We start from the raw sequence: 14,043 nt of genomic DNA on the forward strand, positions 1-14,043 counted from the left end.
ATGGTTGCCCTGGACCTGCTGCACCCTGATTTTCATCCGGTTTCTGGCAACATCGCCCCCGTGCAACTGCGCAACGTGGTCCGTCAATTTGGCCAGCAACGGGTGATCGACGGGCTCGATCTGGATATCGCGCCGGGTGAGTTCGTCGCCTTGCTGGGTGCCAGCGGTTCGGGCAAGACCACCTTGCTGCGAGCGTTGGCGGGTCTTGATGATATCGACAGCGGCAAGTTGCGGGTGCCAACTGCCCGCGCTGCGGTGTTTCAGGAACCGCGCCTGATGCCGTGGAAAAGTGCCTGGAAAAACGTGGTGCTGGGCCTGGACATTGATAACGCCAAGGATCGTGCGCTGGAAGCCTTGAGCGAAGTGGGGCTGACCCATCGGGTCGACGCGTTCCCCGCCACGTTGTCTGGCGGCGAGGCGCAGCGTGTCGCCCTGGCCCGTGCGCTGGTGCGTGAACCGAAATTACTGCTGTTGGACGAACCCTTCGCCGCGCTGGATGCCTTGACCCGCATTCGCATGCATCAACTGATCATTGAGTTGTGGCGCAAACACACGCCAGCGGTGCTGCTGGTTACCCATGATGTGGACGAAGCCATTCTGTTGGCCGATCGGGTCATTGTGCTCGATCAGGGCAAGATCGCCGATGAGCTACGCATCGATCTGCCAAGACAGCGCAGCACCGCGCAAGCGGGATTCCAGGGGATTCGCACGCGCTTGCTTGGCTTGCTGGGCGTTGATCACGGCGCGAGCCATGCTGTTGGAGTTGCGCAGCCTGTGCAGGAGCACCTGCGCCGCTTTGCCAATGTGCGCTGAAAAACTGTGCTCTCAGCGCCTCAGGGTGAACTGCTGCGCTGGGAGCTTTGAGCGCCTTTAATCAGGGCTTCCAGATATCCACATCCTTGGCATCGACTGCCTTGGGCAGCAGGCCGGCGGCAAAGAATGCGTCGGCGATTTTCTGTTGTTCGCCCAATTGATCAGCCTTGACCGGTTGCACGTCATAGCTGCGATGCTGGTTGGCGATTTCCACGGTTGCCGCATCCAGATTGCCCCACAGCGGGCCGAGCAACTGCGCAGCATCGCGCGGATTGTTCTTCACCCAGCTGCCCGCTTGTTGCAGTTGCGCATAGACCAGTTTCAGTACCTCAGGATGCGCTTTCGCGTAGCTGGTGCTGGTCAGGTAATAGCGCTTGTAGGTCGCCAGACCCGTGCCGTCGGCGAGGGTGCGTGTCGGCAATTGACGCTGCACGCTGGTCAGGAAGGGTTCCCAGGTCACCCAGGCATCCACCTTGTTGTTCTCGAACGCAGCGCGGCCATCGGCGGGCGTCAGGTACGCCGGCTGGATGTCGGAGAATTTCAAGCCCGCCTTTTGTAGCGCGGCGATCAGCAGATAGTGGCTGCCAGCAGCCTTTGTCACCGCGACTTTCTTGCCTTTGAGATCCGCTAACTGCTGCAGCGGCGAATCCTTGTGCACGACAATCGCCTGAGCGGAAGGCGACGGGGTTTCTTCAGCGAAGTACGTCAGTTTGGCCTGCGCCGCCTGGGCGAAAATCGGCACGGTATCGGCCACATCGGCGCTGATGTCGACGTTGCCGATATTCAGGGATTCCAGCAGCGGCAAACCACTCGGAAATTCGTGCCAGCTCACGGCGATATTTTCCTTGGCCAAGGCTTTTTCCAGCGTGCCCTGGGTTTTCAGGATGGTAATCAGCGTCGACGATTTCTGGTAACCGATGCGCAGGGTTTCCTGAGCCTGAGCGGGCAGCATCAACGACCATGCAACGGCAACGGCAACGGCAACGGCAAGACCGGCCAACAGCGGACGGCGAGGTAGGGATCGGCTTTTCGGGGTGGATTTGGACATGGCGTACTCGAGTTTGGGTAGGAGATAGGAGGTTGTGTCAGGATCTGTAGGACCGGCTTCAGCCGGGAGAACGTTCTCCCGGCTGAAGCCGGTCCTACAGGACGAAGAGCGCGTTTCAAATCACATGCGCATGCTGCAATTGGGTCAACGCGGCGGCTTTCAGGCTTGCCAGCAGCGGGTCGCGGCGGTCCCGTGGATGGGGCAAATTGACCGGCAATTCCTCGCGGATGCTGCTCGGCCGATTGCCCATCACCAGCACGCGATCGCTGAGGTACAGCGCTTCATCGACGTCATGGGTGACCAGCAGCAGCGCGATGGCGTGGTGGTGCGCCAGTTGCAGCAGCAGGTCCTGAAGTTTCATCCGGGTGAAGGCATCCACTGCGCTGAACGGTTCGTCGAGCAACAACACGTTGGGCCGCGAATACAGGCCGCGAGCAATCGCCACCCGCTGGGCCATGCCGCCGGACAGGGCTTTGGGCAGCGCCTGGGCAAAGCCGGTCAGGCCGACTTCCTCGATCAACTGCGCGACCCACGCCTTGTCGTAATGACGGTCGTCGCTGAAGCCGATGTTTTGCTCCACGGTCAGCCAGGGCATGAGTCGCGGCTCCTGGAAAATGAACGCGACTTCCCCGGCGCTACTGCGCAGATCGCCCTGGTAATCCTTTTCCAGTCCGGCAACGATGCGCAGCAGGGTGCTTTTGCCGCAGCCGCTGGGGCCGAGCAGACTGATGACTTGTCGGGCGTGCAATTGCAGGTGAACGTTGTGCAGCACAGTGGTGGTGTCGAACGTCTTGCGTTCGACGCGGATATCCAAAAGAGCTTCGGGCATGAGTTAATCCTTTGCGCGTTGGCCGGTGAAGGTGTCGCGCCACGCCAGGCAGCGTTTTTCCAGCCCGGCGAGCACCCCATCGCTGAGTTTGCCTAGTACCGCCAACACGATAATTGCGGCCAGCACGATGTCCGGACGCGAAGTTTCCCGGCCATCGCTGAGCAGGTAGCCCAAGCCTTTGGTGGCGGCAATCAATTCGGCGGCGACGAGGAACATCCACGCCAGGCTCATGCCGCTACGCAAGCCGGTGAACAATCCGGGCAGGGCGGCGGGCAGCAGAATCCGCCGCACCAGACGACGACGGCTGAAGCCATACATTTGCCCGACTTCCACCAGCTTGCGATCAATGTCGCGGATCGCCGCGACGCCGTTGAGGTACACCGGGAAGAACGCGCCGATGGCAATCAGCACAATCTTCGACGTTTCGTCGATGCCCAGCCACAACAGCAGCAGCGGCACCCAGGCCAGGCTCGGAATCGAACGCAGACCCGCGAACGTCGGCTCCAGATACGCTTCGGCTTCCCGGCTCAACCCCACCCACGCGGCGAAGATCAAGGCCAGGCTGGCGCCGATGGCAAAGCCGATCAGCACCCGCAGCAGGCTGGCGCTGATGTGTTTCCACAGCGCGCCTTCGGCCAGATCCCCAAGGGTGACGGCGATTTCGCTGGGCGCCGGCATCTGGTAAGACGGCAGCCAGCCAATGCGCACCACGATTTCCAGCACGACAATGATCGCCAACGGCAGCGCCAGACCTTTCAAACGGCGGGTCCACGCTGATCGCCGAGCGACCTGCGGCTGGCTGGATTGGCCCTGCGCAAGGTCCGCTGGCAGTGCTTTGGTTTTGCTGTTCATGGCTCTCTCCGGCAGCCGCCGTCCGGGTTTACTTGCTGGCGGTCAGGGTTTTGCTGAAGCCGGTATCGATCAACTGATCGATCACTTGATCGACGTTCACCCCGCGACGCACCAGTTCTTCCGAAACCAGAATCGGCGCAGCGGCCTTGGAGGCGACGATGTCCTTGCTGCTCAGCTGCGGCGTGCTCAAGTCGGTGCGCGACAGTTGCAGCTTGGCCACTTCCAGCGGCAGGCCGGATTCAGTGGCGAGCAGCTGCGCCAGTTCATCCGGGTGCTTGACCGACCATTCCCGTGCTTTTTCATAGGCGCTCAACACGGTTTCGATGGTTTCCGGATGCTCCTGGGCATACTTGTCGGTGACGCTGACTACGCCATAGCTGTTGAAGTCGGTGTTGCGATACAGCAAGCGCGAACCGGCCTGCACCTGGCTTGCGGCCATGTGCGGATCAAGCCCGGCCCAGGCGTCTACATCGCCTTTTTCCAGCGCGGTGCGGCCATCCGGATGCTGCAAGTGCACCAGTTCCACGTCATCCTTGCTCAAGCCGGCCTTTTGCAGGCTGCGCAGGGTGAACAGGTAAGGATCGGTACCCTTGGTGGCGGCGATTTTCTTGCCCTTCAGATCGGCTACGGTCTTGTACGGCGAATCCTTGCGCACCACCAAAGCGGTCCATTCCGCGCGGCTGTAGACATACACCGACTTGATCGGGCTGCCGTTGGCGCGGTTCAACACTGCGGCCAGGCTTGCTGACGATGCAAAATCGACGCCGCCGCTGTTCAGGTATTCCAATGAACGATTGCTGCCCTGACTCAAGACCCAGCCGACCTTGGTTTGCGGCAGCGCCTGCTCCAGCCAGCCGAAGTGCTTGAGCACCAGGCTCACCGGCGAGTAATAGGCGTAGTCGAGATGCACTTCAGCGGGCGTGGTTTCGGCCGCCTGTGCCCAGGATTGCAAGCCGATGGCAAGTGCGCAGGCACCCAGCAGATAGCGAGCGCTGGGGAAGGGGAATCGAGCAGGATTTTTCATCGGAGAGTTCTCTAGTAGAGGCAAGCCAGGCAAGGGCGATAGCGTTGATGTTCTTATTCAGAAATTCGCAGTCAACAGATCAGCTTCCTGCATAAATGGAATAATGCAGGCTCTGTGCCACTTGCTGGAAGGCAGGCGTTTCACGGGCTAAGCGGCGCAATGCGGGGCGCTAGCTGTACGCTGGTGTGCAATCTGTTGTCTGGCTGTTGCTGGACGAACAGTTGCCGGTTTGCCTCAATAAAGGCTGTATATATCTTTCAGGAATAAAAACATCGCTATTCATTCCTTGTGGATGTTGATCGTCTCGCGCACCTTATGTGTAACATCCCGTCAATTCCCGAGGAAGAATCACATGACCATCAAGGCAATCAACGTTCGCAACCAGTTCAAAGGTGTCATCAGCGCCATCGTCGAAGGCCAGGTGGTTTCGGAAATCGACGTCCAAACTGCATCGGGTATCGTCACTTCTGTCATCACGACTCGTTCGGTGCACGACCTCGAATTGAAGATCGGCAGCGAAGTCATCGCGTTCGTCAAATCCACAGAAGTGTCGATTGCCAAGCTCTGAATCTCGGCCGTTGGAGCGAGCCTCATTCACAAATAAAGAGAGCGGCCTTAGCCGCTCTTTTTGTTTGTGCTGTGATCAAGCCACTCGCTCTTGCGCCTCGCGTTCGCGTTGGGCGACCAGTTCGCGGGTCAGGGGGATGAGTTTCTTGCCGTAGTCGATGGCGTCGTCCAGTGGGTCAAAACCCCGGATCAGGAACGTGGTGATGCCCAGGTCGTAATAGTCCAGCAACGCCTCGGCCACTTGTTCCGGCGTGCCCACCAGTGAAGTCGAATTACCCTGCGCACCCAGCAGGCCGGCGATGCCGGTCCACAGGCGTTTGTCCAGGCGCGAGCCTTGGGCGGCGGCGGCCAGCAGGCGGCGTGAGCCTTCATTGGGTGGCTCGCGACGTACAAAACCGTTGGCCTGCGCAATGGCCGTGGCTTTCTGCAGAATGCTGTCGGCACGCGCCCAGGCTTTTTCCTCGGTATCGGCCAGGATCGGCCGCAGTGACAGGCTGAAGCGCACGGTACGCCCGTGTTTGGCGGCTTCTTCACGCACTTGTTTGACGACTGAACGTACCTGATCGTAAGTCTCGCCCCACAGCGCATACACGTCGGCATGCTTGCCGGCCACGGCGATGGCGGCTGGCGAGGAACCACCGAAGTACACCGGGATATGCGGCTGTTGCGGGGATTTCACCAGCGAATGCGCGCCTTCGAACTGGTAGTACTCACCTTGGTGATCGAAAGGTTTTTCGCTGGTCCATTCCTGCCGCACGATGCCCAGATATTCATCGGTACGCGCGTAACGTTCGTCCTTGCCGATGTGACTGCCATCGGCGCGCAGCTCCTTGTCGTCGCCGCCGGTGATGATGTGAATCGCGGTGCGGCCGCCGTTGAACACGTCCAGCGTCGCGAATTGCCGCGCGGCCACGGTCGGGGAGATGAAGCCGGGACGGTGGGCGATCAGGAACTTGAGTTTGCTGGTGACGCTGGAGGCATGCGCCGCGACAAAAGCGCTGTCCGGGCTGTTGGAATGGTAGGCCACCAGCGCGCGGTCGAACCCGGCGTCTTCGTGGGCCTTAGCTACTTTGGCAACGTATTCGGGCTGGATGGTCGGGCCGCTGCGCGGGTGAATCTCCGATCCCGGTTGGGTAGCGATGTAGCCGATGAATTCGATGGTCATGAAGAACGTTCCTTACAGGTTCATGAATGGGGTTCAAGGCAGCGTCCGGACAATGAAAAAACCTGAGCGTCCGAATCCATGGCTACAACATATGGATATGAGGGCGTGGTGTGAAATTCTATTATCTTCTAAGGTAATTATAAAAAGTTTGCATTATTGGTTGGGCATTCATAAGGGTTCGAAGCCCGATTGAGGCTTGCGCAGCAGTTGCGCCGGACCCAGCTCGGCCACGGAGCACACGCCAAGCATGGCCATGTCGCGGGACACTTCGTTGGCGAGCAGGCCGATGGCGTGGGCAATACCCGGCTGTCCGGCCGCGGCACCGGCAAAGCCGAACGGGCGACCGACGAAGACAAACCGTGCGCCCAGCGCCAGGGCCTTGAGCACATCGGTGCCGCGTCGCACACCGCTGTCGAGCATCACCGGGATATTCGGGCACGCCTTAACAATGCCGGGCAGCACGTGCAGCGGGGCGACCGCGCCGTCCAGTTGTCGGCCGCCATGGTTGGAGACGATGATCCCGTCGGCACCGTACTCGCAGGCTTTGATCGCATCGTCCTTGTGCAGAATCCCCTTGATCACCAGCGTGCCCGGCCACAGGCTGCGAACCAGCTGCAGATGCGCCCAGTTCAGATGGCCGCGATTGGCAAAGGTCCGGCCAACGGTCGAGGACATGATCGGTGCGCCCCGGTGGGCGTAATTATTTTCGAAATGCGGCATGCCGTGTTTGAGCAGCGTTTTGAAGAACGTGCCGAACAGCCATCGCGGATGCGTGACACCATCCCAGGCCAGCCGGAATCCTGGCCGCAACGGCGTGGAAAACCCGGCGCGCAGATTGTTCTCGCGGTTGGCCTGGACCGGCGTGTCGACGGTAATCACCAGCGTCTTGAAACCCGCCGTCTGCGCCCGTTGTACCAGCGCGATGATGTTCGGCTCGTCCCCTGGCAAATAAGCCTGGAACCACGCCTGCGGATTGGCTTTGACCACGTCTTCCAGCGGGATCAAGGACGAGCCGCTCATGATCATCGGGATATTCGCCTCGGCGGCGGCCTGGGTCAGGATCAAGTCGCCGCGATAGGCGTACAACGCGCTGATGCCCATGGGCGCTATGCCGAACGGCGAGTTGAACGTCTGGCCAAACAGCTCCGTCGCCTGACTGCGTTGGGAAATATCCACCAGCGTGCGGGTGACAAATGCATAGTCGTTGAAGGCCTCACGGTTCCACGCCAGCGACAGATTGTCTTCGGCCGCGCCCGCCACATAGCCGAAGATGGGCCGTGGCAGATGTTTTTCAGCGGCCGCTTCAAAGTCGTCCAGGCGCAGCAGCGGTTTCAATCGGCGAGCGCTGGCGTCGGTTTGTCGGGAGCGCTGTTTTACTTCCACTGCGGGGGACAGTTGCATGGGGTTCTCGTCATTGATCAAGAGTGGGTTCTTTGGCGGGCGCGATGGCGGCGGAATCTCAATTACCGGCCTGAATCAGTTCAGACAGGGACATCGCCCAGAATAGTCGCCCGATGCATGACTCGCCGCTGCGGGCGGTAATCGTCCACCGCGTAATGCTGGGTGACGCGGTTGTCCCAGAACGCGACGTCATTGACCTGCCAGCGCCAGCGCAAGGTGAACTCCGGGCGCGTGGTGTGGCTGAACAGCAAGGCCAGAATCGCAGTGCTTTCCGCGTCGCTCAGTTCGTTGATGCGGGTGGTGAAGCCTTCGTTGACGAACAGCGATTTGCGCCCGCTGACGGGATGCGTGCGGATCACCGGATGGGACAGCGGCGGATGCTGGCGGCGGGTGGCTTCCCAGCGCGCGATGTCCTCGGCGCTGGTGCCGAAGCGTTCCAACGGGAAGGAACGGGTGAAATCATGGGTCGGCAGTCAAACCCTGCAACAGCGTTTGCAAGGGTTTGGACAGCGCTTCGTAAGCCGCGATGCCGCTGGCCCACAAGGTGTCGCCGCCATATTCCGGCAATTGCCTGGCGCTGAGCACTGCGCCCAGCGCTGGAGTCGGCAGGAAGGTCACGTCGGTGTGCCAGACGGCGTTGTCGCGCACGTCGGTCACCGCTGTGTCGAGGATCAGCACCTCGGGCTGTTCCGGCACATTCGGGTAAATCGGATGAATATGCAGCTCGCCGAAGCAGGCGGCAAAGTCCGCGTGCTGGCGTGGCGTCAGCGGCTGATTGCGGAAGAACAACACCTGATAATCAAGCAATGCCTGCTCGATGGCGTCGCGCTGGTCGCCGGTCAGCTCCTGGCTCAGGTCGACGCCACTGATCTGCGCGCCGAGGGCTGGGGTGATGGGGGAGATGTGCAGGTTCATAGTTGGAACTCGGATTTCCTGTGGGACCGGATTCATCCGGGAAGGCGTCAGTCTGGTCTGCGAAATTGGCGGCAAGTACCGGCCTCTTCCCGGATGAATTCGGTCCTACGGTTGAATAGCGTTTCAATTCAGAGGTGGATTCGCTGCAATCAATGACTCTGCCCATGCCACGGCACCAGCTTGCGTTGCAGGGCGCGCAGGCCCATTTCCATGGCGAAAGCGATGAGGGCGATCACCAGAATGCCCAGCACCACCACGTCAGTAACCAGAAATTGCGCGGCCGATTGCACCATGAAGCCCAGCCCGCTGGTGGCGGCGATCAGTTCGGCTGCGACCAGCGTCGACCAGCCGACACCCAGGCCGATGCGCACGCCCGTGAGGATTTCCGGCAAGGCGCTGGGCAGGATCACGTGGCGAATCAGTTGCCAGCGCGTTGCCCCGAGGGATTGCGCGGCGCGCAGTTTGGTCGGGTCCACGGTGCGTACGCCGGTGGCGGTGGAGATCGCGATAGGGGCGAAAATCGCCAGGTAAATCAGCAACACTTTGGAGAACTCGCCGATGCCGCACCAGATCACGATCAAGGGCAGATAAGCGAGGGGCGGAATCGGTCGGTAGAACTCGATCAACGGGTCGAAAATGCCCCGGGCGATGCGGTTATGACCGATGGCGATACCGACCGGAATCGCCGTCAACACAGCAATGCCCAATGCCAGGCCGATGCGTTGCAGGCTGGCGCCCAGGTGCTGCCACAGCGTTGAGTCCATGTAGCCTTTGGTCATCAGCAACCAGCCTTTTTCCAGTACGGCGGAAGGCGGCGGCAGAAACAACGGATCGATACATTGGCTCGCAGTGGCGGCCCACCAGACGGTCAGCAACACAATCAGGGTCAGCACGCTGATCGAGCGGGTGCTCAATTGCCAGAGCAGGGCAGCGCTAGCGGGTTCGGCGGCTTTGCTCGCGGGGTTGCTCAATTCATAGCTTTTCATCCGCGTTGCTCCCGAGTGATGCCCCGTTGGGAAAACACGCTGGCGAGCACATGTTCCCGGGTGTCGATAAAGCGCGGATCGGACTTGATCGCCCGTGCCGATTCGCCCGCCGCATACCGTTGGCCGAAATCCAGTTGCAGGCGTTCGGCGATGTGTCCGGGGTTGGGGGCCAGCAGGATCAGGTCGGTGGCGAGAAATACCGCTTCTTCGATGTCGTGGGTAATCAGGAACACCGGTTTGGCGGTGCGCTGCCAGACTTGCAGCAGCAACTCTTGCATCTGTTCTCGAGTGAAGGCGTCCAGCGCGCCGAAAGGTTCATCCATCAGCAGCACCCGAGGATCCGCCGCCAACGCCCGGGCCAGGCCGACGCGCTGTTTCTGGCCGCCGGACAGCTGCCAGATCCGCCGCTGGTCAAACCCGGCGAGATCCACCAGCGCGAGCATTTCCCGCGCTTTGGCTTCGCGCTCCGTGCGGGGCAGGCCCGCCAGTTCCAGGCCGAAGGCAACGTTGGTCAGCACGTCCTGCCACGGCAGCAGCGCATCGTCCTGGAACACCACGCCGCGCTCGGCACTCGGGCCGTTCACGGCAACGCCGTCCAGAGTGATCTGGCCGGCGCTGGGGCTGACGAAGCCTGCGATCAGGTTGAGCAACGAGGTCTTGCCGCTGCCCGAAGGGCCGAGGGCGACCAGTAGCTGCTGCGGCCCCAGGCTCAGGGAAATGTCCGCCAGCACCGGTTCGGTCGCACCGGGATACTGTGCGCTGATGCGCTCCAGTTTGAGCAAAGCCATCGTTGGTTCTCCTTTGCAGGCTGTGCTTACTGAGTGATGAATTTGGCACTGACGTAAGGCGCGTAGTCGGCCAATACCGCGTCAACCTTGCCTTGTTCCTTGAGGAACACCGCAGTCTTGGTCACCGCTTCAATGGTCGGCGCGCCGAGCAGTGCGGCTTGATCTGCGGCCAGCGGATACACGTTGCCTTGCAGCAGCGCGGGCACATCCGAAGCTTTGGCGCCGGACAGCTTCACGACTTTGTCGACGTTACTGGTGTTCGCCAGCCAGGCGGCCGGGTCTTTGCGGTAACTGGCGTAGGCATCCAGGGTGACCTTGGCGAAGGCCTTGACGATTTCCGGGTGCTTATCGGCGAAATCCTTGCGCACGATCCAGGCGTCAAACGTCGGTGCGCCGACCTTGGCCAGCTCGCCGGAAGTGATCAGCACTTTGCCGGTCTCTTTAGCGACGCCCAAGGCTGGGTCCCAGACGTAAGTCGCGTCGATATCACCGCGTTTCCAGGCGGCGGCGATCGCGGGCGGCGCGAGGTTGAGAATGGTGACTTTCGATGGATCGATTTTCCAATACTTGAGCGCTGCCAGCAGGCTGTAATGGCCCGTGGAAACGAACGGCACGGCGATTTTCTTGCCAATGAGGTCTTGCGGCGAATTGATCCCCGAACCGTTGCGAGCGACCAACGCTTCAGCGGCGCCGATCTGGGTCGCGATCAAAAAGGTTTCAACCGGGAGTTTGCGCGTGGCGGCGGCGGTCAGCGGGCTGGAGCCGAGGTAGCCAATCTGTACGTCGCCCGAGGCAATGGCGCTAATCACATCCGCGCCATTCTCGAATTTGCGCCAGGCAATTTTTGAGTCGGTGGCTTTTTCATAAGCGCTGTCGGCCTGGGCGACTTTGGCCGGGTCGACGGTTGTCTGGTAGGCGACCGTGAAGTCCGCCGCCTGAGCCAGATATGAAGCGCCAGTCAAAGACAGGGCCACCAGCAGGCGAATAGAGAAGTGCAGTTTCATCATGAAGCTCCGAATCAGGCGGGCCGAGGACTGGCTGAAACAAAGACTAAATGATCTAAGAAACTGTAAATAAATAACTTATTCGCATTAGCTTATGAGCGAATTGCCTGACTCGTCGGGGCCTGCGGCAGCCTGTCTGACGCGTTATTCAGGCTTTTTCCATACCGCGTTTTCCCACAGGTTCATGCCGCCTTCCACGGCCAATAGGGTGATGAGTTTCATCTGTTCTCGCTGTTGAAATACTTCTGAAGATTGAGCGCATTCCGTAGGACCGGCTTTAGCCGGGAGTGGGCCGGACCATTCGTGACGGCGGCGTCCGAACGCTCGCCCTCCCGGCTGAAGCCGGTCCTACGGATTGGTGTTGGCGATATCCTTCACTGCGCCGACGACGGCTTTTCCCACAGGTTGATGCCGCCTTCCACTGCAAAACGGTCGATCTCGGCCAGCTCTTCCGGGCTGAAATCGAGGTTTTTCAATGCTTCGACGTTCTCGACGATTTGTTCCGGCCGACTCGCACCAATCAACGCTGAGGTCACGCGCGGGTCGCGCAGGGTCCAGGCCAGGGCCATTTGCGCCAGACTCTGGCCGCGACGCTTGGCGATGTCATTGAGCGCCAGCACGTGCTCAAGGTTTTCCTCCGACAAGTGCGCCGCCTGCAACGAGCCACCGCCGGGGCGATTGATCCGCGCGTTCTCGGGAATGCCGTTCAGGTATTTGTCGGTGAGCAAGCCCTGGGCCAGCGCGGTGAAGGCGATCACGCCCGCGCCGAGTTCTTCGGTGGCGTCCAGCAGGTCTTTCTCGATCCAGCGATTGAGCAGGTTGTAGGCCGGTTGATGGATCAACAGCGGCACTTTCCATTCCTTGAGCAGCGCCGCCATCTCGCGGGTTTTGCTGCCGGAATAGGAGGACAGGCCGATGTACAACGCCTTGCCTTGCTGCACTGCCGTAGCCAGTGCGCTGGCGGTTTCTTCCAGCGGCGTATGCGGATCGAATCGATGTGAATAAAAGATATCCACGTAATCCAGGCCCAGGCGTTGCAGGCTTTGATCGAGGCTGGCCAGTACGTACTTGCGCGAACCGCCGCCCTGACCATAAGGCCCCGGCCACATGTCCCAACCGGCTTTGGTGGAGATGATCAGCTCGTCGCGATAACGGGAGAAATCCTCGCGCAACAAACGCCCGAAATTGACCTCGGCGCTGCCATACGGCGGGCCATAGTTGTTGGCGAGATCGAAGTGATTGATGCCCAGATCAAACGCCGTGCGCAACATGGCGCGTTGCGTGTCGATGGGCGTGCTGTCGCCAAAGTTGTGCCACAACCCCAGGGACAATGCCGGCAAGACCAGGCCACTGCGACCGGTGCGGCGGTAAGGAATGATGTCGTAACGATTTTCCGCTGCGATGTAAGTCATGACTTGTCTCCTTGAGCAAGGATGGACGGCTGCGGGTGGTAGCGATGTGCCGATTAGACGCTACATTTGGGAATTCACCCCCAACATAGCATCTCCCACAATTTCGAAATCGGAACGATCCTGTGGGACCGGATTTATCCGGGAAGGTGCCGACTCAGGCACACCCTTCGTCGCGCCTGACGCACCCTTTCGCGAGTGAACCCGCTCCCACAAATCGATCCAGCCTGAAGCGTTATATGCGATTACCGAATAACTATCGTCGAAAATATTCTTTTAAGAGATAAAGCGTCTCGTGGATTATTCACTCCAAGCGCCGTCGCAGAGCCATCCGTTCTCCGCCGGGTCGTGAAACTCATTCCAGGACTTGCAGGAGTAAATGATGGGCAATGTCCAAACCGCCACTGCGCATGAAGCGCTGTGGCGTCCGGCACCGGGCGGCGCGCTGCTCGATCTGGGGCGGATCTATCGTGGGCCGTTGGCGCTGTCACGCCTGCACACCACGCCGAAACGGATCCTGAGCCGACGCGAAGCGGTGCTGCTCGGGGTATTCGCCATTGTGCTGCACGGCGCGGTGATTTACTGGGTCAACCAGAATCCGCCGGCTGTTTTGCCCGTGGTTCCGCCGGAAATCCCGCCGATGACTATCGAATTTTCCCAGCCAGCACCGCCGGTGGTGGAAACGCCGCCGCCTCCGCCCGAGCCGGTCGTGCAGCCGGTGGTCGAGGAGCCGCCACCGCCAGTTGAGGATGAACTGGCTGTGAAACCGCCGCCGCCCAAGCCGATTCCCAAGCCCAAGCCGGTCGTTAAGCCAGTGGTGAAACCTGTGGCAAAACCGGTCGCCAAGCCCGTCGAGCAACCGCCCGTTCCGGCCGCACCGCCACAACCGGTGGCCGCACCAGCGCCTCCGGCACCACCCGCAGCTAAACCGGTGACCCCGGCTTCGGCCAGCGCCGGTTACCTTAAAAACCCGGCCCCGGAATACCCGGCGCTGGCCATGCGGCGCGGCTGGGAAGGCACGGTGTTATTGCGCGTGCACGTGCTGGCCAGCGGCAAACCCGGTGAAATCCAGATTCAGAAAAGCAGCGGACGCGATCAACTCGACGACGCAGCACTGGCCGCAGTGAAACGCTGGAGTTTCGTGCCGGCCAAGCAGGGCGATGTCGCCCAGGACGGTTGGGTCAGCGTGCCCATCGATTTCAAGATCCGCTAGATCAGCTATTCGTTTGAATTCGCGAGCTA

13 protein-coding genes and 1 pseudogene are annotated in these 14,043 nt (G+C 60.6%); 3 read left to right on the forward strand and 11 right to left on the reverse strand.

Annotated elements, in window-relative coordinates:
• Window positions 1-813 carry an ABC transporter ATP-binding protein gene (locus tag AFK24_RS15925; RefSeq protein WP_065834113.1) on the forward strand — a complete coding sequence of 271 codons (813 nt, stop codon included), beginning with the start codon at window positions 1-3 and terminating at the stop codon, window positions 811-813.
• A 61-nt stretch (window positions 814-874) separates the two neighbouring features.
• Here AFK24_RS15925 and AFK24_RS15930 read toward each other — a convergent pair whose 3' ends face one another.
• The 4 genes from AFK24_RS15930 to AFK24_RS15945 form a co-directional block, all read right to left on the reverse strand.
• Window positions 875-1,861 (reverse strand): aliphatic sulfonate ABC transporter substrate-binding protein, encoded by a 987-nt coding sequence (locus tag AFK24_RS15930; RefSeq protein WP_065834114.1) that lies wholly within the window; start codon window positions 1,859-1,861, stop codon window positions 875-877.
• A 115-nt stretch (window positions 1,862-1,976) separates the two neighbouring features.
• Entirely contained in the window at window positions 1,977-2,690 is a 714-nt protein-coding gene (locus AFK24_RS15935) for an ABC transporter ATP-binding protein (protein WP_065834115.1), read from the reverse strand.
• Window positions 2,691-2,693: 3 nt separating this feature from the next.
• Window positions 2,694-3,542, reverse strand: a complete 849-nt coding sequence (locus AFK24_RS15940; RefSeq protein ID WP_065834116.1) for an ABC transporter permease — start codon at window positions 3,540-3,542, stop codon at window positions 2,694-2,696.
• Between the two features lie 28 nt (window positions 3,543-3,570).
• The gene (locus AFK24_RS15945; RefSeq protein WP_065834117.1) at window positions 3,571-4,566 is read right to left on the reverse strand and encodes an aliphatic sulfonate ABC transporter substrate-binding protein; all 996 of its coding nucleotides are present in this window, start codon (window positions 4,564-4,566) and stop codon (window positions 3,571-3,573) included.
• Window positions 4,567-4,918: 352 nt separating this feature from the next.
• Between AFK24_RS15945 and AFK24_RS15950 the strand changes: the two genes are divergently transcribed.
• Window positions 4,919-5,134: a TOBE domain-containing protein gene (locus AFK24_RS15950; RefSeq protein ID WP_020290311.1), complete on the forward strand. Its 216-nt coding sequence runs from the start codon at window positions 4,919-4,921 to the stop codon at window positions 5,132-5,134.
• Between the two features lie 75 nt (window positions 5,135-5,209).
• Here AFK24_RS15950 and AFK24_RS15955 read toward each other — a convergent pair whose 3' ends face one another.
• The 7 genes and pseudogenes from AFK24_RS15955 to mgrA all read right to left on the reverse strand — a co-directional run bounded on the left by AFK24_RS15955 (window position 5,210) and on the right by mgrA (window position 12,804).
• Entirely contained in the window at window positions 5,210-6,298 is a 1,089-nt protein-coding gene (locus tag AFK24_RS15955; protein WP_065834118.1) for an LLM class flavin-dependent oxidoreductase, read from the reverse strand.
• 168 nt (window positions 6,299-6,466) lie between these two features.
• Entirely contained in the window at window positions 6,467-7,699 is a 1,233-nt protein-coding gene (locus tag AFK24_RS15960; protein ID WP_065834373.1) for an alpha-hydroxy acid oxidase, read from the reverse strand.
• A gap of 80 nt (window positions 7,700-7,779) precedes the next feature.
• Window positions 7,780-8,614, reverse strand: a pseudogene (gene tauD / locus AFK24_RS15965) (taurine dioxygenase).
• A 149-nt stretch (window positions 8,615-8,763) separates the two neighbouring features.
• A complete protein-coding gene (gene tauC / locus AFK24_RS15970; protein ID WP_065834119.1) occupies window positions 8,764-9,600 on the reverse strand; it encodes a taurine ABC transporter permease TauC in 837 nt (278 codons plus the stop codon).
• Window positions 9,597-10,388, reverse strand: a complete 792-nt coding sequence (gene tauB / locus AFK24_RS15975) for a taurine ABC transporter ATP-binding subunit (RefSeq protein WP_065834120.1) — start codon at window positions 10,386-10,388, stop codon at window positions 9,597-9,599. Before tauB ends, tauC begins: the two co-directional genes overlap by 4 nt.
• Before the next feature lie 26 nt (window positions 10,389-10,414).
• Window positions 10,415-11,392 carry a taurine ABC transporter substrate-binding protein gene (gene tauA, locus AFK24_RS15980; RefSeq protein ID WP_065834121.1) on the reverse strand — a complete coding sequence of 326 codons (978 nt, stop codon included), beginning with the start codon at window positions 11,390-11,392 and terminating at the stop codon, window positions 10,415-10,417.
• A gap of 374 nt (window positions 11,393-11,766) precedes the next feature.
• The gene (gene mgrA / locus AFK24_RS15985) at window positions 11,767-12,804 is read right to left on the reverse strand and encodes an L-glyceraldehyde 3-phosphate reductase (protein ID WP_065834122.1); all 1,038 of its coding nucleotides are present in this window, start codon (window positions 12,802-12,804) and stop codon (window positions 11,767-11,769) included.
• A gap of 379 nt (window positions 12,805-13,183) precedes the next feature.
• Between mgrA and AFK24_RS15990 the strand changes: the two genes are divergently transcribed.
• Window positions 13,184-14,014 (forward strand): energy transducer TonB, encoded by an 831-nt coding sequence (locus AFK24_RS15990; protein WP_065834123.1) that lies wholly within the window; start codon window positions 13,184-13,186, stop codon window positions 14,012-14,014.
• Window positions 14,015-14,043: the final 29 nt, after the last annotated feature.

It is taken from the genome of Pseudomonas syringae (assembly GCF_001698815.1).
Classification (GTDB): domain Bacteria; phylum Pseudomonadota; class Gammaproteobacteria; order Pseudomonadales; family Pseudomonadaceae; genus Aquipseudomonas; species Aquipseudomonas syringae_A.

Bases quoted from the DNA above. Each gene is read 5' to 3' on its own strand.
- AFK24_RS15935 (WP_065834115.1), bottom strand. From the start codon at position 2,690: ATGCCCGAAGCTCTTTTGGATATCCGCGTCGAACGCAAGACGTTCGAC.
- tauA (WP_065834121.1), bottom strand. From the start codon at position 11,392: ATGAAACTGCACTTCTCTATTCGCCTGCTGGTGGCCCTGTCTTTGACT.
- AFK24_RS15925 (WP_065834113.1), top strand. From the start codon at position 1: ATGGTTGCCCTGGACCTGCTGCACCCTGATTTTCATCCGGTTTCTGGC.
- AFK24_RS15940 (WP_065834116.1), bottom strand. From the start codon at position 3,542: ATGAACAGCAAAACCAAAGCACTGCCAGCGGACCTTGCGCAGGGCCAA.
- AFK24_RS15950 (WP_020290311.1), top strand. From the start codon at position 4,919: ATGACCATCAAGGCAATCAACGTTCGCAACCAGTTCAAAGGTGTCATC.
- AFK24_RS15955 (WP_065834118.1), bottom strand. From the start codon at position 6,298: ATGACCATCGAATTCATCGGCTACATCGCTACCCAACCGGGATCGGAG.
- AFK24_RS15960 (WP_065834373.1), bottom strand. From the start codon at position 7,699: ATGCAACTGTCCCCCGCAGTGGAAGTAAAACAGCGCTCCCGACAAACC.
- tauC (WP_065834119.1), bottom strand. From the start codon at position 9,600: ATGAAAAGCTATGAATTGAGCAACCCCGCGAGCAAAGCCGCCGAACCC.
- mgrA (WP_065834122.1), bottom strand. From the start codon at position 12,804: ATGACTTACATCGCAGCGGAAAATCGTTACGACATCATTCCTTACCGC.
- tauB (WP_065834120.1), bottom strand. From the start codon at position 10,388: ATGGCTTTGCTCAAACTGGAGCGCATCAGCGCACAGTATCCCGGTGCG.
- AFK24_RS15930 (WP_065834114.1), bottom strand. From the start codon at position 1,861: ATGTCCAAATCCACCCCGAAAAGCCGATCCCTACCTCGCCGTCCGCTG.
- AFK24_RS15945 (WP_065834117.1), bottom strand. From the start codon at position 4,566: ATGAAAAATCCTGCTCGATTCCCCTTCCCCAGCGCTCGCTATCTGCTG.
- AFK24_RS15990 (WP_065834123.1), top strand. From the start codon at position 13,184: ATGGGCAATGTCCAAACCGCCACTGCGCATGAAGCGCTGTGGCGTCCG.